Annotated in this window: 18 protein-coding genes; 8 read left to right on the top strand and 10 right to left on the bottom strand. The window is 58.2% G+C overall.

The features are described 5' to 3' along the window. Positions 1-190: 190 nt before the first annotated feature. Both AC2FJ6_RS18970 and parC read right to left on the bottom strand, forming a co-directional pair. Positions 191-784, bottom strand: coding sequence for a hypothetical protein (locus AC2FJ6_RS18970; protein ID WP_170775380.1), 594 nt, complete (start codon positions 782-784; stop codon positions 191-193). A gap of 97 nt (positions 785-881) precedes the next feature. Further along, complete coding sequence (gene parC / locus AC2FJ6_RS18965) at positions 882-3,230, bottom strand: DNA topoisomerase IV subunit A (protein WP_496669686.1); 2,349 nt, start codon at positions 3,228-3,230, stop codon at positions 882-884. Positions 3,231-3,431: 201 nt separating this feature from the next. On the opposite strand from parC, the gene AC2FJ6_RS18960 reads away from it, so the two are divergent. The 6 genes from AC2FJ6_RS18960 (at position 3,432) to AC2FJ6_RS18935 (ending at position 7,660) form a co-directional block, all read left to right on the top strand. Beyond that, positions 3,432-4,037 (top strand): SH3 domain-containing protein, encoded by a 606-nt coding sequence (locus AC2FJ6_RS18960; protein WP_237217585.1) that lies wholly within the window; start codon positions 3,432-3,434, stop codon positions 4,035-4,037. Between the two features lie 68 nt (positions 4,038-4,105). Beyond that, entirely contained in the window at positions 4,106-4,933 is an 828-nt protein-coding gene (locus AC2FJ6_RS18955; protein WP_170775404.1) for an SDR family NAD(P)-dependent oxidoreductase, read from the top strand. A gap of 77 nt (positions 4,934-5,010) precedes the next feature. Continuing rightward, positions 5,011-5,214: a twin transmembrane helix small protein gene (locus AC2FJ6_RS18950; RefSeq protein ID WP_170356709.1), complete on the top strand. Its 204-nt coding sequence runs from the start codon at positions 5,011-5,013 to the stop codon at positions 5,212-5,214. Continuing rightward, a complete protein-coding gene (locus tag AC2FJ6_RS18945) occupies positions 5,215-5,787 on the top strand; it encodes a cob(I)yrinic acid a,c-diamide adenosyltransferase (protein WP_170775376.1) in 573 nt (190 codons plus the stop codon). A 185-nt stretch (positions 5,788-5,972) separates the two neighbouring features. Further along, the gene (locus AC2FJ6_RS18940; RefSeq protein WP_170775374.1) at positions 5,973-6,731 is read left to right on the top strand and encodes an electron transfer flavoprotein subunit beta/FixA family protein; all 759 of its coding nucleotides are present in this window, start codon (positions 5,973-5,975) and stop codon (positions 6,729-6,731) included. Beyond that, positions 6,731-7,660 (top strand): electron transfer flavoprotein subunit alpha/FixB family protein, encoded by a 930-nt coding sequence (locus tag AC2FJ6_RS18935; RefSeq protein WP_170775372.1) that lies wholly within the window; start codon positions 6,731-6,733, stop codon positions 7,658-7,660. Before AC2FJ6_RS18940 ends, AC2FJ6_RS18935 begins: the two co-directional genes overlap by 1 nt. Positions 7,661-7,723: 63 nt before the next feature. Here AC2FJ6_RS18935 and AC2FJ6_RS18930 read toward each other — a convergent pair whose 3' ends face one another. After that, positions 7,724-8,545, bottom strand: coding sequence for a DUF6473 family protein (locus AC2FJ6_RS18930; protein ID WP_237217583.1), 822 nt, complete (start codon positions 8,543-8,545; stop codon positions 7,724-7,726). A gap of 162 nt (positions 8,546-8,707) precedes the next feature. Between AC2FJ6_RS18930 and AC2FJ6_RS18925 the strand changes: the two genes are divergently transcribed. Continuing rightward, positions 8,708-9,583 carry a 3-hydroxybutyryl-CoA dehydrogenase gene (locus tag AC2FJ6_RS18925; RefSeq protein ID WP_170775370.1) on the top strand — a complete coding sequence of 292 codons (876 nt, stop codon included), beginning with the start codon at positions 8,708-8,710 and terminating at the stop codon, positions 9,581-9,583. A gap of 73 nt (positions 9,584-9,656) precedes the next feature. Here the strand turns inward: AC2FJ6_RS18925 and AC2FJ6_RS18920 are convergent, their stop codons facing one another. From AC2FJ6_RS18920 to AC2FJ6_RS18890, 7 genes are read right to left on the bottom strand one after another with little or no spacing between them, the layout of a single operon-like run. After that, positions 9,657-10,556: a lysophospholipid acyltransferase family protein gene (locus AC2FJ6_RS18920; protein WP_170775368.1), complete on the bottom strand. Its 900-nt coding sequence runs from the start codon at positions 10,554-10,556 to the stop codon at positions 9,657-9,659. Positions 10,557-10,595: 39 nt separating this feature from the next. Beyond that, positions 10,596-10,865, bottom strand: coding sequence for an HPr family phosphocarrier protein (locus AC2FJ6_RS18915; RefSeq protein ID WP_170356715.1), 270 nt, complete (start codon positions 10,863-10,865; stop codon positions 10,596-10,598). Then, positions 10,862-11,275 carry a PTS sugar transporter subunit IIA gene (locus tag AC2FJ6_RS18910; RefSeq protein ID WP_170775360.1) on the bottom strand — a complete coding sequence of 138 codons (414 nt, stop codon included), beginning with the start codon at positions 11,273-11,275 and terminating at the stop codon, positions 10,862-10,864. The genes AC2FJ6_RS18915 and AC2FJ6_RS18910 overlap by 4 nt, the downstream gene beginning before the upstream one ends. After that, on the bottom strand, positions 11,272-12,165 hold the full coding sequence (gene rapZ, locus AC2FJ6_RS18905) for an RNase adapter RapZ (RefSeq protein WP_170775357.1): 894 nt from the start codon (positions 12,163-12,165) through the stop codon (positions 11,272-11,274). The genes AC2FJ6_RS18910 and rapZ overlap by 4 nt, the downstream gene beginning before the upstream one ends. Continuing rightward, positions 12,150-12,620 carry an HPr kinase/phosphorylase gene (locus AC2FJ6_RS18900; protein WP_170775355.1) on the bottom strand — a complete coding sequence of 157 codons (471 nt, stop codon included), beginning with the start codon at positions 12,618-12,620 and terminating at the stop codon, positions 12,150-12,152. Before AC2FJ6_RS18900 ends, rapZ begins: the two co-directional genes overlap by 16 nt. A gap of 3 nt (positions 12,621-12,623) precedes the next feature. Beyond that, positions 12,624-14,336 (bottom strand): ATP-binding protein, encoded by a 1,713-nt coding sequence (locus AC2FJ6_RS18895; RefSeq protein ID WP_170775353.1) that lies wholly within the window; start codon positions 14,334-14,336, stop codon positions 12,624-12,626. A gap of 33 nt (positions 14,337-14,369) precedes the next feature. Beyond that, positions 14,370-15,074, bottom strand: coding sequence for a response regulator transcription factor (locus tag AC2FJ6_RS18890; RefSeq protein WP_170775352.1), 705 nt, complete (start codon positions 15,072-15,074; stop codon positions 14,370-14,372). A gap of 346 nt (positions 15,075-15,420) precedes the next feature. Between AC2FJ6_RS18890 and AC2FJ6_RS18885 the strand changes: the two genes are divergently transcribed. Beyond that, positions 15,421-17,019 carry a phosphoenolpyruvate carboxykinase gene (locus AC2FJ6_RS18885; protein ID WP_170775350.1) on the top strand — a complete coding sequence of 533 codons (1,599 nt, stop codon included), beginning with the start codon at positions 15,421-15,423 and terminating at the stop codon, positions 17,017-17,019. The last annotated feature ends 33 nt before the right edge of the window (positions 17,020-17,052 follow it).

Below are 17,052 nucleotides of genomic sequence, written 5' to 3'. Positions count from 1 at the left end.
GTCTTACCATGGTCAACGTGGCCAATCGTGCCGATGTTGACGTGCGGTTTTGTACGCTCAAACTTTTCCTTTGCCATTCCTCAGGCGCCCTTTTGCGATTTGGGGGACCCGTGGTCCCGTGGTTACATCTGCGCGCGCGAGATATTTGGTTCGCAGGGGAAAATCAAGCACATCCTGCGGGAAAAGCCGTTTACGACGCTGGATTTTGCGTGAGTTCACCGGAATCCAGCGGCTGGATCAGATCGGGGCGGCTTTTGAACCAACCGTTTTGCTGATGTTCCTCGGCCAGCCATTCTTCGACTCGGTCCGCTACCTTCAGGGACAGACCGCTCATCTGCTCTTCCTTGGTGCGCTCATGGCCCGAGCCTTTGAACGCGCTGCCGCCTGTGGTGTCTTCCAGAACCTGAAATTTTTTACCCTTGGCCAGAAACTCTTTCTTGTTCACGTCGTAGACATTCACAAGCACGATTGCAGTGCTGCGCGGGTTGTAGATCAATGGAATGCCCGGAGGCGCAAGCATGTATCCTTCCAGGCTGATGCCGATGTCGTAATCCTGCGCGCCCTCATAGCGGCCGAGACGGATATCCACCGCATTCTGAATCGCCGCGGTCCACTCATCGGGTGTGGCATCGCGTGAAACCGGGCCCTGCACCGCCTTTTCGGCAAAGGCATAGTTGACGCGCAGTTTAAATTCACCCAGCGACTCGGGCTCTTCATACACTTGTGTCTGCGTACAAGCGCCCATCAGGGCCAGTCCGGTGATCAAGGTCAGAATGCGCAACATGTCTCTCGTCTCGATAGGCCTGTTTTCCTTGATCTAGCGCACCGATACGGACTGTGCCAAGCCGTATCGGCAGAATTCCCCGCAAGCGGGCGCAAAATCACGAGAATTTATAGTCCCTAGGGAAGCCATAGGGCGGTTTTTTCCCCACACTGGCGCGTTTGGCCAGCCATTGAGACATATCCGCCTCGTGCCGGGTCTTGTCACCGCCCATGGACCATTTCAGGCCCTCTTCCCAGTTGAAGGTCGTGATATCAGACAATCCACCATCCAGCTCCAGCGTTCCCTGCCGCCCTCGTGCCATATTGTATTTTTGCAGGCGCACGCCTTTGCCGCGGGTCATCTCGGGCAGGTCTTCGGTGGGGAAGACCAGGAACTTGCCGTTTTGCGAAACGACAGCCACGTGATCCCCATCGACCGGTTTACAGATCATTGCCGTCTCGTCGCCCTTGACGTTGAGGACCTGTTTGCCATTGCGGGTTTGCGCGAGCACTTCATCCTCGGGCACCATGAACCCGTTGCCCGCATCCGAGGCCACCAGCAGCTTGCGCCCCGGCTTGTGGATCAGGATGTCGATGATCTGCGCCTCGTTCGGCAGATCGACCATCAGACGCAGCGGCTCGCCCATGCCCCGCCCGCCGGGCAGGTTGGCCGCGCTGACCGTGTAGAACCGACCATTTGAGGCAAAGACCAGTAGGCGGTCGGTGGTCTCAGCATGGAAGATGAACCGCGGGCCGTCGCCATCCTTAAACTTCAGCTCGCGCTTCAGGTCGATATGACCGGTCATGGCGCGAATCCAGCCCATCTGCGAACAAACGACCGTGATCGGTTCCTTGTCGATCATCGCCTCAAGCGGCACTTCCTCGACCTGCCCGGCCTCAGCAAACTGAGTCCGGCGCGCGCCGCCTTCGTAGTCTTTGCCGAAGGTCTTCTTGGTCTCTTTCAACTGCTCGGCGATCTTGGCCCATTGCAGGGCGGGATCGGCCAGCAGATCTTCGAGATTGGCGCGCTCTTCCATCAACGCGTCGCGTTCGCGGACCAGCTCCATCTCTTCCAGACGGCGCAGGCTGCGCAGGCGCATGTTGAGGATGGCGTCGACCTGAACTTCGGACAGCTCGCCCTCGCCCGGTTTGGGCGAGATGTAATCGGATTCATCCGTCGCACGAACGTGGTCCATGCCCCAATCTTCGCGCATCAAAGCAGCTTTGGGATCATCGTCATAACGGATGATGTCAATCACGCGGTCGAGGTTCAGGAAGGCGACGATAAAGCCCTCCAACACTTCCAAGCGGTGGTCGATCTTGGCCATGCGGTGTCGCGAACGACGCAACAACACCTCTTGCCGATGATCGAGGAAGGCGCGCAGCACTTCCTTCATCGAGCAGACCTTGGGCGTCACCCCGTCGATCAGGACGTTCATGTTCAGGCTGAACCGCACCTCAAGGTCCGAGTTGCGGTAGAGCATCCCCATCAGCACCTCTGGGTCCACGTTTTTAGAACGCGGCTCAAGGATCAGACGGATGTCATCCGCGGATTCATCGCGGACATCGCCGAGGATGGGGATTTTCTTGGTCTGGATCAGTTCAGCGATCTTTTCGATCAGCTTGGATTTCTGAACCTGATACGGGATCTCGGTGACAACGATCTGCCACTGGCCACGCCCCAGATCCTCGACCTCATACTTACAGCGCAGGCGGAACGATCCACGCCCGGTGCGATAAGCCTGCGCGATATTCTCAGGGGGCTCGACAATCACGCCACCAGTCGGAAAGTCCGGGCCGGGGACGTAGTTCAGCAGCGTGTCATCCCGCGCGTCCGGCGTTTTGATCAGATGCAGACAGGCGTCACAAAGCTCCGAGATATTATGCGGCGGAATATTCGTCGCCATGCCCACCGCGATCCCGCTGGCGCCATTAGCCAAAAGGTTCGGGAACTGCGCAGGCAGCACGACCGGCTCGGTCAGCGTCCCGTCATAGTTGTCACGAAAATCGACGGCGTCCTCGTTCAGACCCTCCAGCAGCGCCTCGGCCACAATGGTCATCCGCGCCTCGGTGTATCGCGAGGCCGCCGGGTTGTCGCCGTCGATATTGCCGAAATTCCCTTGCCCGTCGACCAGCGGGTAGCGGACGTTAAAGTCCTGCGCCAGACGCGCCATCGCGTCGTAGATCGCAGCATCACCGTGGGGGTGATAGTTGCCCATCACATCGCCCGAGATCTTGGCGGACTTACGGAACCCCCCCGTTGCGCTGAGTCGCAGCTCGCGCATCGCATAAAGGATTCGCCGGTGAACCGGCTTCAGGCCATCGCGCGCATCGGGCAAAGCCCGGTGCATGATGGTGGACAAAGCATAGGTCAGATAGCGTTCGCCAATCGCGCGGCGCAGCGGTTCGGCTACCTCGCCCCCGCCTTCGGGGGCCTCCATGTTGGGGTCATCGATCGTGTCGTTCATATATGATGTGATACGACGCAAGCGCGCCGCGGTAAAGCAACCGGCGCTCATTTTGCTGGGGACAAGTGGCGCTTTTTGCAACAGGGGGAGGCAACTGCTGGATTTCCCCCGATCTTTCGACTCGGGGCCTAAGATATGGTACGCTCCGGATCATTAAGCTGCTGCCTATTTCATGTTTCACGATTACCTGGGGGATGCGCCATGACGCGCCTTATCGTTATTAGTTTCGCTGCACTCGGCTGGTGCTTCTATGTCATGAGCGGAGGGCCCGAGTTTGAACCGCGCGGCCTGCGGTCAGAGCAACCCGTGCGCGTTGCTGCCCAGCCCAGTCCGACTCAGATCGCACCAGCACCCGCCGAGGCGCTTGTCACCAACGTGGCCGCGCGCACGCCGACCGTGCGCATCACACCGATCAAACAGCAACCCGAGATTGTCGAATTCGTAGCCGAACCCGCCAGCCTAGAGGGGTTCAATGGCTTGTCGGTGTTTGACACCCAAACCAGCGGCATCCAGCTTGCGTCGCTTGAGGATGGTGTGACGGGTCTGAAACAAGTCCCTGCCGAAACCCAACAGGCTGACCCGATAGCACCGGCAGAGCCGGAAAAGGACATCCGCGAAATCTCGGGCACGCGGGTCAATATGCGCGATGGGCCGGGCACGATCTATCCGATCATCGGCAAGGCCACGATTGGCCAGAAGGTCGAAATTCTCAGCGATTCGGGCACCGGCTGGCTGCGTCTGCGCGTGTTGCCACAGCAACAGGTCGGATGGATTTCTGCCTCGCTGGTCGGAAAATCGACGAACTAGCCAAAGCAGCAATTGTCCCGAGCTCAGCCTCACCCTAGCTATGGGCCAGGCTCAGGTTCGGGGACATGATGCAGAAATCAATTCTAATCACTGGCTGCTCGTCCGGTATCGGGCTGGACGCAGCACATGGAATGCGTGCACGGGGCTGGCGCGTCTTTGCTTCGTGCCGTCATCAACGTGATTGCGACCGGCTGCGCGCCCAAGGGTTTGAAAGCCCCTGCATCGACTATACCGACACCGACAGCATCACCACAGGGCTCGCCGAAGTGCTTGAGGCAACCGGAGGCACTCTCGACGCGCTGTTCAACAATGGCGCGCACGGCCTGCCCGGAGCAGTCGAGGACCTTCCCACCGACGGGTTGCGCGCCATCTTCGAAACCAATTTCTTTGGCTGGCACGAACTAACCCGCCAGGTCATCCCGGTGATGCGCGCGCAGGGGCGTGGCCGAATCGTCCAGAATTCATCCGTACTGGGACTGGTCGCGTACCCTTGGCGCGGCGCATATGTGGCGACGAAATACGCGATCGAAGGCCTGACCGACACGCTGCGACTGGAACTGCGCGACACAGAGATAAAGGTCATCCTGATCGAACCCGGCCCCATCACCTCGCGGCTGAGAGAGAACGCCATCCCGATCTTCGAACGGTTTATCGATTGGGAAAACTCGGCCCTTCGCAGCCGGTACGAAGGATCGCTGCTGAAACGGCTTTACGAATCCTCGGGACCCGACCGGTTTGAACTGCCGGCCTCGGCCGTGACCGACAAGCTGGCCCACGCGGTCGAGGCCAAACGCCCCCGCCCCCGCTACTACGTCACGACGCCCACATATATCGCAGGCTGGCTGCGTCGGATTTTGCCGACGCGGGTCATCGACCGCATCCTGTCGGATGTCTGAGACGAAATTACCGGTTCGCATTTTGGTCTCGCGGGTCTAGATGATAGGCCAATGTAATAAACGCGGACGGTGGACCCATGGACCTTTTGATGGTCGTATTGTTGCTGGCCATGGCGGCGGTTGTCGTCGTGCTGGTGATCGGCATTTCAAACTTCGGCAAGGCCGGGAAAAGTGCCGCGCTGAAAAGCAACAAGATGATGCAGCTGCGCATCCTGTTTCAATTCATTGCCGTAGTGCTGATCGTGCTCTACGTCTGGCTGCGCGGACAGGGAGGTCAGTAAATGGTCGTGCTTAACAAAATCTACACGCGCACAGGCGATGACGGCAAAACAGCCTTGGGCAATGGGGAGCGCGTTGCCAAGTATTCGGGTCGTGTTGCCGCCTATGGCACTGTGGATGAGCTGAACTCATTCGTCGGTGTCGCCCGAACTGAAGCTGATGGTGAGGTCGAGGCCGCTCTGTCGCGCATCCAGAATGACCTGTTCGATCTGGGTGCCGACTTCTGCCGCCCCGACATGGATAAGGATGCCGAGGCCGAATATACGCCGCTGCGCATCGTCCCCTCGCAGATCGACCGGTTGGAAGCCGAAATTGACGCCATGAACGAGGCGCTGCAACCGTTGCGCAGCTTCATCCTGCCCGGTGGGTCTCGACTGGCCGCGCATCTTCATGTGTGCCGTACCGTCTCGCGCCGCGCCGAGCGTCTAGCGGTTGAGCTGACCAATATGGAACCGGTGAATGAAACGGCGGTGAAATACCTTAACCGCCTGAGCGACTGGTTCTTCGTGGCCGCACGCTGTGCCAATGAAAATGGCGCGGCCGATGTGCTGTGGATTCCGGGCGCAAACCGCTGAGACGTTGACTCTACGGCACCTTTGTTGCGCGCCGTAGCGTCAAAAAACATGAAACGCGACGTCCCAAGCCCACGAGATGACGATTTTGCCCTGTTGTCGCGTGACTTGAGACGTTATTCAGACGTCCGAGAGCATTGGTGGAGTCGCGTCGCGGCTTACCGTTATTTGTGAGGAGCAAGCGCAAAATGAAGGTACTCGTGCCTGTCAAACGCGTGATTGACTATAACGTGAAAGTTCGCGTCAAAGCGGATGGCAGCGGTGTTGATCTCGCCAATGTCAAAATGTCGATGAACCCGTTCGACGAGATCGCCGTCGAAGAGGCGATCCGCTTGAAAGAAGCAGGTAAGGCTGACGAAGTCGTTGCCGTTTCCATCGGCGTCAAGCAGGCGCAGGAAACTCTGCGTACCGCGCTGGCCATGGGTGCAGACCGCGCCATCCTGGTGGTCGCAGCCGACGACGTGCACACCGATATCGAACCGCTGGCCGTTGCCAAAATCCTGGCCAAAGTGGTCGAGGAAGAGCAGCCGGGCATCGTTCTGGCGGGCAAACAGGCGATCGACAACGACATGAACGCCACCGGTCAGATGCTGTCGGCTCTGCTGGGCTGGAGCCAAGGCACCTTCGCCTCTGAGGTGGATATCGAAGGCGACAGCGCCAAGATCACGCGCGAGGTTGACGGCGGTCTGCAGACCATCAGCGTCAAGATGCCGACCATCGTGACCGTTGACCTGCGCCTGAACGAGCCGCGCTATGCGTCGCTGCCCAACATCATGAAGGCGAAGAAAAAGCCTCTGGATGAGAAAACCGCCGCCGATTACGGCGTCGACGTCACTCCTCGTCTGGAAATCGTCAAAACCGAAGAGCCGCCGGCACGTGCCGCTGGTATCGTCGTGGGCTCGGTTGACGAGCTGGTTGCGAAACTCAAAGAAGCGGGGGCTGTGTAATGGCTGTTCTTCTTCTCGCCGAAGTCAACAATGGTGAACTGGCGCTGGACGCCACCGCGAAAGCCGTCAACGCCGCAAAGGCGCTGGGTGACATCACCGTTCTGGCCGCAGGTGGTTCTGCCGCTGCTGCTGGTGAGGCCGCTGCCAAAATCGACGGTGTTGCCAAAGTTCTGGTCGCCGAAGACGAATCGCTGGGTCACCGTCTGGCGGAATCGACGGCAGCCCTGATCGTAGGCCTGGCCGATGGCTATGAGCACATCGTCGCACCGGCGACCACCGACGCTAAGAACGTGATGCCCCGCGTTGCGGCCCTGCTGGACGCGATGGTGATCTCGGATGCATCCGGCGTGGTTGACGGTTCGACCTTCGAGCGTCCGATTTACGCAGGCAACGCGATCCAGACCGTGAAATCGAACGACGCCAAGAAAGTCGTCACCTTCCGTACCGCATCCTTTGATGCAGCAGGCGAAGGCGGTTCGGCTGCCGTCGAGACCATCTCGGTCGGCGACAACCCCGGTCTGTCGTCCTGGGTTGAAGACAAGGTTGCCGAAAGCGACCGACCTGAGCTGACCTCGGCTGGCGTTGTTGTTTCGGGTGGCCGTGGCGTCGGCTCGGAAGAGGACTTCAAGCTGATCGAAGGTCTGGCAGACAAACTGGGTGCCGCCGTTGGCGCATCGCGTGCCGCCGTTGACTCAGGCTATGCTCCGAACGACTGGCAGGTGGGGCAGACTGGTAAGGTTGTTGCCCCCGACCTGTACGTTGCCGTAGGCATCTCGGGCGCGATCCAGCACCTGGCTGGTATGAAGGACTCGAAGGTCATCGTTGCAATCAACAAAGACGAAGAAGCACCGATCTTCCAGGTTGCCGATTTCGGTTTGGTTGCCGACCTGTTCCAGGCTGTACCGGAACTGACTGAGAAACTCGGCTGATCTTTAGACCGAGATTTTTCGACGAAAAATCTGATGGGCCCGCCGGATTGGCGGGCCTTTTCTTTAGCGCAGATTCTGGATTGGTCCGACCAACGCATCGGCAATCGACCGATGCCCTGCGGGTCCGATCATAAACTCGGCCATCGGTTGTTGCAGCGTACCGAACAACATATCCTCCAACTCATCCGACTGGCCCGAAACACACACCGTTTCCCGCACAATCCGCGCGCAATAGGGTCTGACGGCGTTCAGCATCTCACGCGTCAACGGCACTTCTGTTTCCTGAACTGGTCGAGAGTCTTCCGATAGCCGTATGACGCGAAGGCACAAAAGGATCACCGGTGATTGCAGGCTTTGCAGCAGGCCGCCGACCTCCCGGACCCAGTTTCGGCGCAACTCTTCCGCCACAGCTTCGAACCTCGCATCCTGATGACCCTGTAGCAGTTTCATCAGATGATGCACGAAATTGACATCAGCGAAATCAATCTCGGGATAGAGCGAGATCAGGTCATCGGTCGCGGCAAGAAACCGGTCGTTCCGCCTTGGGTGCACACGATAGAAGCGATTCGATTGCCCCAAAATGTCCGGAGCCTGTAAGACGCATAGCTCTGCAGCGTCTAAAATGGACTGCAGGCCTTTTTCCTGACAAAGCGCGTCGACTCCGCAAAACAGACTGCCGAGATTGAGACAACGCCGGTCCAACCGGTCCTCAAGCACTGCCGCAAAGGGACGATCGACAAAACGACCGAAGGTTTCTGTCCCTCCTGCGCAAGCCATATATGGTGTATCCAAGGACCGCTTGGGCCCCCGAAACCAAAGCCGCGCACTAGAATATTGGCAAACGGCATCCTCGGGTATCCCCGAGCCTGTTTGATGATAGCTCATAACACTCACCCATTTTTCACCCGGGTGCCATCTTGCAGCCGTAAGTCTTGAGAATTCTCTAATGTGCGCATTTGAAGCAAATTGGATGCACCCGATGCTCTTGCCGCCCGCCCCAATCTACCGATACTGTCGCCCTGACCCGTGAGACAAAGGCACCAAAAAATGGATGTAAAATCAGTCGGAGTGATAGGCGCAGGACAGATGGGCAACGGTATTGCTCATGTCCTTGCCCTGGCGGATTACGATGTTCTTTTGAATGATGTCAGTCAGGATGCGCTCAATAGTGCTTTGGCAACAATCGAAGGCAATTTGGCCCGCCAGGCGTCGCGCGGCAAGATCTCGGATGAGGCAATGCAGAACGCGCTGAAGCGCATCACAACAACGCTGGAATTGCCCCGGCTTGGGCAAACCGATTTGGTGATCGAGGCTGCGACCGAGCGCGAGGCCGTCAAACAAGCCATTTTCGAAGACCTGCAACCCCATTTGCTACCGCATACGATTCTAACGTCGAACACTTCGTCGATTTCGATCACGCGGCTCGCCAGCCGCACGGACCGGCCAGAACGGTTTATGGGGTTTCATTTCATGAACCCGGTCCCTGTCATGCAACTGGTGGAATTGATCCGCGGGATTGCCACGGATGAGGACACTTTCAGTGCCTGCAAGGCGGTGGTCGACAAGCTAGGCAAAACCGCTGCCAGCGCCGAGGATTTTCCCGCCTTTATCGTAAATCGCATCCTGATGCCGATGATCAACGAGGCCGTCTATACCCTTTATGAAGGAGTCGGGAATGTACAGTCCATCGATCAATCGATGAAACTAGGTGCAAACCACCCGATGGGGCCGCTGGAACTGGCGGATTTCATTGGCCTGGATACCTGTCTGGCGATCATGAATGTACTGCATGACGGGTTGGCCGATACCAAGTATCGTCCGTGCCCCCTGTTGACGAAATATGTCGAGGCCGGGTGGTTGGGTCGCAAGACGCAACGTGGGTTTTATGATTATAGGGGTGATGCCCCAGTACCGACGCGGTAAGGGGGCTAGCCCCCTCGCCCGGAAATTATCCGGGCTCACACCCGGGATATTTCTAGCCAGATGAAGAGGCGGATCAGTGTTTGGGCGCCTGGCGCAGGGACAATGTGTGTTTTCTGAGCCAGGCCATGAAACCGCGCGGGTCGGTTTCGAGCAGCTGCATATCTTCGTCCGAGATCGGTTCGCCGATAACGGGGGACTGCGGTTTGTTGCAGGAGCGAACGATTTCATGCAGTAACAGACCCTGACGCAGGATCGCTGATAGTTTGTTGGCGATCTGGTAGGCGCGCGAATTGCTGCCTGGGAAGAAGATTGGCACGACCTGAGCGCCGGAGCGGCGGATCATTTTGGCAGTGAAGACATTCCATTCCCGCTCAATCGCGGGACCGAACCAGTCATCGGAGGACATCACTACGCCAGAGGGAAACAGTGCGACGACGCCACCGTTTTTGAGATGCTCCATGGCTTTGCCGCGCATTTCCAGCATTTTGGCTTGTGCTTCGGGGTCATGCGGGAAGGGCACCGGGATCATGAACGACGTCGCCGCCTCGTCAAGCCCGGTTAGAACCGAGCGAGTCAAGATGCGGTAGTCGCTGCGCACACGCCCGATCAGTTCGGCGAAGATCATCCCATCGACCATGCCGTGCGGATGGTTGGCAACCACAACGACCGGCCCTTCCTTTGGAATATTTGCGATTTGCTCCGGCGGGGTGGTCAGATCAATTCCCATAACCTCGAGCGCACCGCCCCAGAACCGTTGCCCTCGATAATACTCGTTCTTCTTTTCGAACTTGTTGACCATGCGCAAAATGGTCAGTTTGCCGGTGCACCATTCGATCGCGCGGATGGCTGTCGACGTCCACGCATCGTCAAAGGAATTTGCATAGGTCAGAGTTCTACGGTCGTAGATTTCCCCCTGATCCTCGACCCCGTTTACAACCGGGCCTGTCTTGGTCTCGTGCGTTGTTTCCGCCAATTCCTGGTCTTCCCGTTCTTGGTCCTGCGGCAGGTGCGGTCAGAACCCCTCGCCGAACTTGTCGTTCACCAGAGTTTCCAACGCATCGGCCAACGCCTCAGCATCCGGTCCGGACGTCTCGACGTCAATAGTCGTTCCACGCGACGCTGCCAACATCAAAAGGCCCATAATGCTGTCACCAGAGGCCGAAAGCCCATCTTTCGACACTTCTGCCTGAGCATCAAACCCTTCCACTACCTCAACCAGTTTGGCCGAGGCACGGGCGTGAAGGCCCTTTTCGTTCACGATCTTCAAGCTTCGGGTGGTCATGTATGGTCAATCCGGTCTTCGTCCAATGTCACATTTTGCGCATTGATATATTTTCGTCCAGCCTCCATCGCCAATCGCACGGCGTCGCCAATCGGCAAATGGCGAGATTTGGCCAGTTTGATCAGCATAGGAAGATTTGCGCCATACAGGATGCGCCGATCCTGTGGCGCACAGGCCCGCAGGCTGAGATTCGATGGGCTGCCGCCGAACAGGTCGGTCACGACAACGACGCCGTCGCCAGCATCCACGCTGTCGGCAGCGGCGCAAATTTCGGCCTGCTTTGCGTTCCGGTCATGATCGGCCTCGATCGAGATTGCGACCAGGCCGGGTTGTTGTCCGACGACATGCTGCATGGCCGCCAGGTATTCCTGGGCCAATCCACCATGTGCAACAAGTACGATCCCGATCAATCCGGCCTCACATTCAACAAGCGACGTTCCATTTCGCGGTGCCTAATTGCCACTTGCTGCCCCTCCTCTGCAAGGGCTTTTGCAACCGCCTCAGCGGTGGCGACCGATCTGTGTTGGCCCCCGGTACAACCAAAGGCAACCGACAGATGGGCCTTTCCTTCGGCGCGATAGGCCGGAAGCAGCAGTTTGAGCAAATCGACCACGCGTTCGAAGAACGGTGCATAGTTCGCGTCTGACTGAACATAGTGCGCCACATCCGGGTTTCGACCATCCTCTGCCCGCAATTCCGGCCGCCAATATGGGTTGGCCAAAAACCGGCAGTCAAACACCATATCCAGCCCGCGCGGAAGGCCGCGTTTATAGGAAAAGGACTCTATTGAAACCGCCAGATGCCTCCCGCCTTGAGGGGCAAACCAACGTTCAACCTCTTCACGCAACTGGTGTACGTTCAAGGGGCTGGTGTCGATCAGGGTGTCAGCAATCTCGCGGATGGGGGCAAGCAGTTCCTTTTCCTGCACAACACCGGTTTCAGGGCTGGCGTTTGCAGCGACAGGGTGGCGGCGGCGAGTTTCCGAAAAGCGCCGCAAAAGGATATCATCCGTACAATCCAGATAGAGCGTGGTCAGATCTACCTGCTCCATCCGGCGCAATTTCGCGGCCAGTTCGATAAAGCCAATGGTCGAGAAATCGCGATTGCGTGCATCAATTCCCAGCGCCATCGGCCGGTCGTCTTGCGAGCCATCCAGCAAGCGCAGAAGTAAACCCATCGGCAGGTTGTCGATGGCTTCGAATCCCAGATCTTCAAGCACACGAATCGCGGTCGAACGCCCGGCCCCCGAAGGACCGGTCACCAGAACGATGCGCCGTTGCGGTGTCATGTGTTGGGCCATTCCGGGTTCACCCGTCCCATTTTCAACATCTGAAAGAGTGCTGCGGCCAAATTGGGCACGCCGCCGCCCCGTAGCAAGGGAACAGTTTGCCTCAGGGCTCGAATTTCTAGCGGATCGGGTAGTCGGGCCTGTTCTGTTTGATCCATATCCACGATACAGGCGACGGGAACAGGCCCAACGTTTGTGGCGCACAGCAGGCCTACGCCTCGCGCCTCGATCAATCCGCTGATATTGGGAGCGGCCTCTGCGACAATGTTCTGGCCGTCCATGCGCAACACTACACGGTCGTCGCCCACCAGCCCGGCGCCCAAAGCCATCATTTGCAACGCAAGGCCGGATTTGCCGGACCCCGATGCGCCGATGATCACAACGCCCAGGCTATCTACGGCAACGCAACTGGCGTGGATGATGGCCTTGTCCTGATTTTCAGTATCAGAGAGGGGCGAGCCACTCATGGGTTAAACCGGCAGCCCAACCACAAATCGCGCACCCAGCGGGTCAGAGGTGATGTCGGCCTCGGTCGGGCGAATATTTTCAGCCCAAATCACACCGCCATGCGCCTCGATGATCTGTTTCGAAATCGCCAGACCAAGGCCTGAATTGTTGCCGAAATGCTCGGCCGGGCGTTGCGAATAGAAGCGTTTGAAGACCTTGGTCAGCGCCTGTTCGGGAATGCCAGGGCCGGTATCTTCGACCACGATCAACACGCGGTTTTCGCGCCGCCGCACCCAAACGCGGATTGCATCGTTTTCTTCACAGAACGAAATCGCGTTGGTGATCAGGTTGACGAAAACCTGCGCCAGACGCGCCTCAAGCCCGTTGATGACAATGGGTTGGCTGGGCAGATCGGTGATATAGTCGATCCCTTTCGAGCGCGCATCCTCACCCAGATATTGCCCGATATTGCCAAGCAGCTTGAGCAGGTCGAAGGGCTGCTCCTCTTCTTTCACCAGTTCGGCATCCAGACGCGACGCGTTCGAGATATCGCTGACCAATCGGTCGAGGCGGCGCACATCGTGTTCGATCACATCCAGTAGCTTGTCGCGCTGATCCTCGCGCTTGATCATACGCAGGGTGCCAACGGCCGATTGCAAACTGGCCAGCGGGTTTTTGATTTCGTGCGAGACATCGGCTGCGAACTGTTCGTTGGCATCAATCCGGTTGTAAAGCGCCGTCACCATCCCCCGCAGCGCGCGGCTGAGGCGTCCGATTTCATCCGGTCGCGCCGACAAGTCGGGGATACGAATACGTCCGGGATTGACCCCTGTTCCGCGGTCTTTTCCGGTTTCTGCCGCCGCAGCAAGATCGGCAAGTGGGTTTGCAATGGTCGACGCCAGAACAAGGCTGAGCCCAATGGAAACCAACAGCGCCACGACGAACATTTGCAGGATCCGCTCCTGCTCGCGCCGGGCCAAAGCGTCAATCTCGCCCGCGGGTCCTGCCATGGCGACGGCACCAACCGGCACGCCTTCCAGCTGGATTGCCGAGGCCGCGACGATCACCGTCTCACCTGCGTCATCCTTGACTGCCTGAACCTGCGTCTGCCCCTCGAGGGCACCGGGAATAATGGCCTGAACCCGTTGCGCCAGCGTCGGAGCGACCCCTTGATCGTCACTGGTGAAAACCCGTGACAAGCCCGTCCAGACCGCATTGAGCGCGTCACTGATCAACGTACTGCCTGTCTGAATATCCGCATCAACGCTCAGCAGACCAGGCATTTGTGTCTCACCGCCGCGTGTCCAGCCGATCAGAGTGCCTGAGCCATCGTAAACAAAGACTTCACCGCCTTCGGGCAGGCTCAACTCGGCCAGAGTATCCTTGACGTCCAGCTCTCCGGCATATTCAGACAAGCCAAATTCGCTTTGTCGCAACTGCGCTTCGAACACGTTACTGACAAGCTGGGCGTCCCCCATCAGGTTCTGCGCGGTTTGCGCCACCTGCTCTTCCCGCGAGTCATCCAGATACAGCAATCCGGTGACCAACGTAACTAGAGCGATCAGATTGAAGGTGATGATCTTGCGTGCCAGCGGCGAGCCGCGCAGGGCAAACAGGTTGCGACGGCTGCGCGTCGCGTTCAGTTCGGCCGCGTCAGCATCCTGCGGGATGACCCAGTCATCCCCCAATACGACATCCCCGTCGCGAAGCTCATTGGCGTGTTCCGTATCGCGCACCAGACCCGACTACCTTTGCTTATTCAGTCAAAGTTATTCTTCGTTGTACCGATAACCGATGCCGTACAGCGTCTCGATTGCCGAAAACTCAGGGTCGGCGGCGCGCATCTTCTTGCGTAGACGCTTGATATGGCTGTCGATGGTGCGGTCATCCACATAGACCTGATCATCATAGGCCACATCCATCAACTGATCGCGGCTTTTGACGAAACCGGGACGTTGCGCAAGCGCTTGAAGCAGCAAGAACTCGGTCACCGTCAGCGACACATCCGATCCTTTCCAGCTAACAGCATGGCGCAGCGGGTCCATCCGCAGTTCTCCCCGCTCCATGACTTTAGCATCGCCAGTGGTTGCAGCGGTGGCATCTCCCGAGGTCGCCTCCTGCCGGCGCAGCAGCGCGCGGATACGTTCGACCAGAAGACGCTGCGAGAACGGCTTTTTGACATAGTCATCCGCGCCCATCCGCAGGCCCAGAACCTCGTCGATCTCGTCGTCTTTCGAGGTCAGAAAGATCACCGGCATCTGGGTTTTCTGCCGCAGACGTTGCAACAGGTCCATGCCATCCATGCGCGGCATCTTGATATCCAGAACTGCCATATCCGGCAGTTTCTTGTTAAATGCGTCCAACGCGGCCTGTCCGTCATTGTACGTCTCGACCTCAAAGCCTTCGGCCTCAAGCGTCATGGACACGGACGTCAGAATGTTTCTGTCGTCGTCCACCAATGCAATCTTCGACATCGGGTTAGCCCCTATTCCTGCTCACTCATGCAATATATCGTTATTAGTAAGGTATTTCTGGCGTTTTTAAGGCCGCGAATCAATCCGTATCTGCGAATCGTGCGATTGTTGTCACACAGATGCGGCAAAAAAGCCGTTAATGTTGCCGGAAAAGCGCCCTTATTTCGGTCGTGAAAAAAGTGATGGCGCTAAACTTGGACCTGGTTGCGCTAACTGCGTCAAACCCGCCTGTTCATGTCCTGAATGACCATGGTAAGACGCGCCCACCCGCCGGTTTTTCCCGGCTAATTGCCCAAATGGTGCATCCGGCCCAATCGCCCTGCGCCGCCACACGGAGAAGACACACATGACATCTGGACGGGTTAACCCGCAATTCCGCCTCGAAGATCAGGGCATCGAGGGTCTGGGCAATGTCTATTACAACTTCATGGAACCGGCGCTGATCGAAGAAGCGCTGAAGCGCGGCGAGGGTACTCTGGGCAATGGCGGGGCCTTTCTGGTCACCACCGGCAAGTTCACCGGCCGCTCGCCCAAAGACAAACACGTCGTGCGCACCGACAGCGTCGCTGACCACATCTGGTGGGAAAACAACGCCGAGATGAGCCCCGAAGGCTTTGATGCGCTTTACGAAGACATGCTGGCCCATATGAAGGGTCGTGACTATTTCGTGCAGGATCTCGTCGGGGGCGCCGACCCGACCTATTCGATCAACGTGCGCATGGTCACTGAACTGGCTTGGCACAACCTGTTCATCCGCCACCTGCTGCGCCGTCCGGATCGTGAGGACCTGGATGAGTTCACCGCAGATTTCACCGTCATCAACTGCCCAAGCTTTCAAGCCGACCCGGCAAAGCATGGCTGCCGGTCCGAGACCGTGATCGCGATGAACTTTGACCGAAAGCTGATCCTGATCGGCGGCACCGAATATGCGGGTGAGAACAAGAAATCCGTCTTCACCTTGTTGAACTACATGCTGCCGGAAAAGGGCGTGATGCCGATGCATTGCTCGGCCAACCATGCCGTTGGCAACCCGGTTGATACGGCCGTGTTCTTTGGCCTGTCGGGCACGGGCAAAACCACCCTGTCCGCTGACCCGGCCCGCACCCTGATCGGTGATGACGAGCACGGCTGGTCAGATCGCGGCACTTTCAACTTCGAAGGCGGTTGCTATGCCAAGACGATCAACCTGAACGCTGAGGCCGAGCCCGAAATCTATGCAACCACCAGCAAGTTCGGCACCGTGATCGAAAACATGGTGTTTGATCCCGAGACCAAAGAATTGGATTTCGAAGACGACTCGCTGACCGCTAACATGCGCTGCGCTTACCCGCTGGAATACATCTCGAACGCGTCCAGCAGCGCCCTGGGTGGTCACCCCAAGAACATTATCATGCTGACTTGCGATGCGTTCGGCGTGCTGCCTCCGATCGCGCGGCTAACGCCTGCGCAGGCCATGTATCACTTCTTGTCGGGCTTCACGTCCAAAGTGGCTGGGACCGAGCGTGGTATTACCGAACCGCAACCCACCTTCTCGACCTGCTTCGGCGCGCCTTTCATGCCGCGTCGCCCGGAAGAATATGGCAACCTGCTGCGGGACAAGATTGCTCAGCATGGCGCAACCTGCTGGCTGGTCAACACCGGCTGGACCGGTGGGGCCTATGGTGTGGGCAGCCGGATGCCGATCCGCGCAACCCGTGCACTGCTGACGGCCGCTCTGGACGGGTCCCTGCGTGATGCTGAGTTCCGCAAGGATGCCAATTTCGGCTTTGACGTACCCGTGTCGGTGCCCGGCGTCGCCGAGGTTCTGCTGGACCCGCGCCGTACTTGGGATGATCAGGCGGCCTTCGACAAACAGGCCGAGAAATTGGTGCAGATGTTTGCCGCGAACTTTGAACAATATCTTCCATTCATAGACGAAGATATCAAAGCCGTCGCAATCGGGTGAGAAGACAGAGGGGCGCTTTCGCCCCTCTTTTCG

This window comes from Ruegeria sp. CDSA089 (assembly GCF_059612205.1).
This window is presented reverse-complemented; position numbering and strand designations above follow the sequence as displayed.

Excerpts from the sequence above, each read along its gene's own strand:
- AC2FJ6_RS18940 (WP_170775374.1), top strand. The coding sequence starts at position 5,973 with ATGAAGGTACTCGTGCCTGTCAAACGCGTGATTGACTATAACGTGAAA.
- AC2FJ6_RS18885 (WP_170775350.1), top strand. The coding sequence starts at position 15,421 with ATGACATCTGGACGGGTTAACCCGCAATTCCGCCTCGAAGATCAGGGC.
- parC (WP_496669686.1), bottom strand. The coding sequence starts at position 3,230 with ATGAACGACACGATCGATGACCCCAACATGGAGGCCCCCGAAGGCGGG.
- AC2FJ6_RS18915 (WP_170356715.1), bottom strand. The coding sequence starts at position 10,865 with ATGACCACCCGAAGCTTGAAGATCGTGAACGAAAAGGGCCTTCACGCC.
- AC2FJ6_RS18945 (WP_170775376.1), top strand. The coding sequence starts at position 5,215 with ATGGTCGTGCTTAACAAAATCTACACGCGCACAGGCGATGACGGCAAA.
- AC2FJ6_RS18950 (WP_170356709.1), top strand. The coding sequence starts at position 5,011 with ATGGACCTTTTGATGGTCGTATTGTTGCTGGCCATGGCGGCGGTTGTC.
- AC2FJ6_RS18890 (WP_170775352.1), bottom strand. The coding sequence starts at position 15,074 with ATGTCGAAGATTGCATTGGTGGACGACGACAGAAACATTCTGACGTCC.
- AC2FJ6_RS18970 (WP_170775380.1), bottom strand. The coding sequence starts at position 784 with ATGTTGCGCATTCTGACCTTGATCACCGGACTGGCCCTGATGGGCGCT.
- rapZ (WP_170775357.1), bottom strand. The coding sequence starts at position 12,165 with ATGGCCCAACACATGACACCGCAACGGCGCATCGTTCTGGTGACCGGT.
- AC2FJ6_RS18935 (WP_170775372.1), top strand. The coding sequence starts at position 6,731 with ATGGCTGTTCTTCTTCTCGCCGAAGTCAACAATGGTGAACTGGCGCTG.
- AC2FJ6_RS18900 (WP_170775355.1), bottom strand. The coding sequence starts at position 12,620 with ATGAGTGGCTCGCCCCTCTCTGATACTGAAAATCAGGACAAGGCCATC.
- AC2FJ6_RS18955 (WP_170775404.1), top strand. The coding sequence starts at position 4,106 with ATGCAGAAATCAATTCTAATCACTGGCTGCTCGTCCGGTATCGGGCTG.
- AC2FJ6_RS18960 (WP_237217585.1), top strand. The coding sequence starts at position 3,432 with ATGACGCGCCTTATCGTTATTAGTTTCGCTGCACTCGGCTGGTGCTTC.
- AC2FJ6_RS18925 (WP_170775370.1), top strand. The coding sequence starts at position 8,708 with ATGGATGTAAAATCAGTCGGAGTGATAGGCGCAGGACAGATGGGCAAC.
- AC2FJ6_RS18930 (WP_237217583.1), bottom strand. The coding sequence starts at position 8,545 with ATGAGCTATCATCAAACAGGCTCGGGGATACCCGAGGATGCCGTTTGC.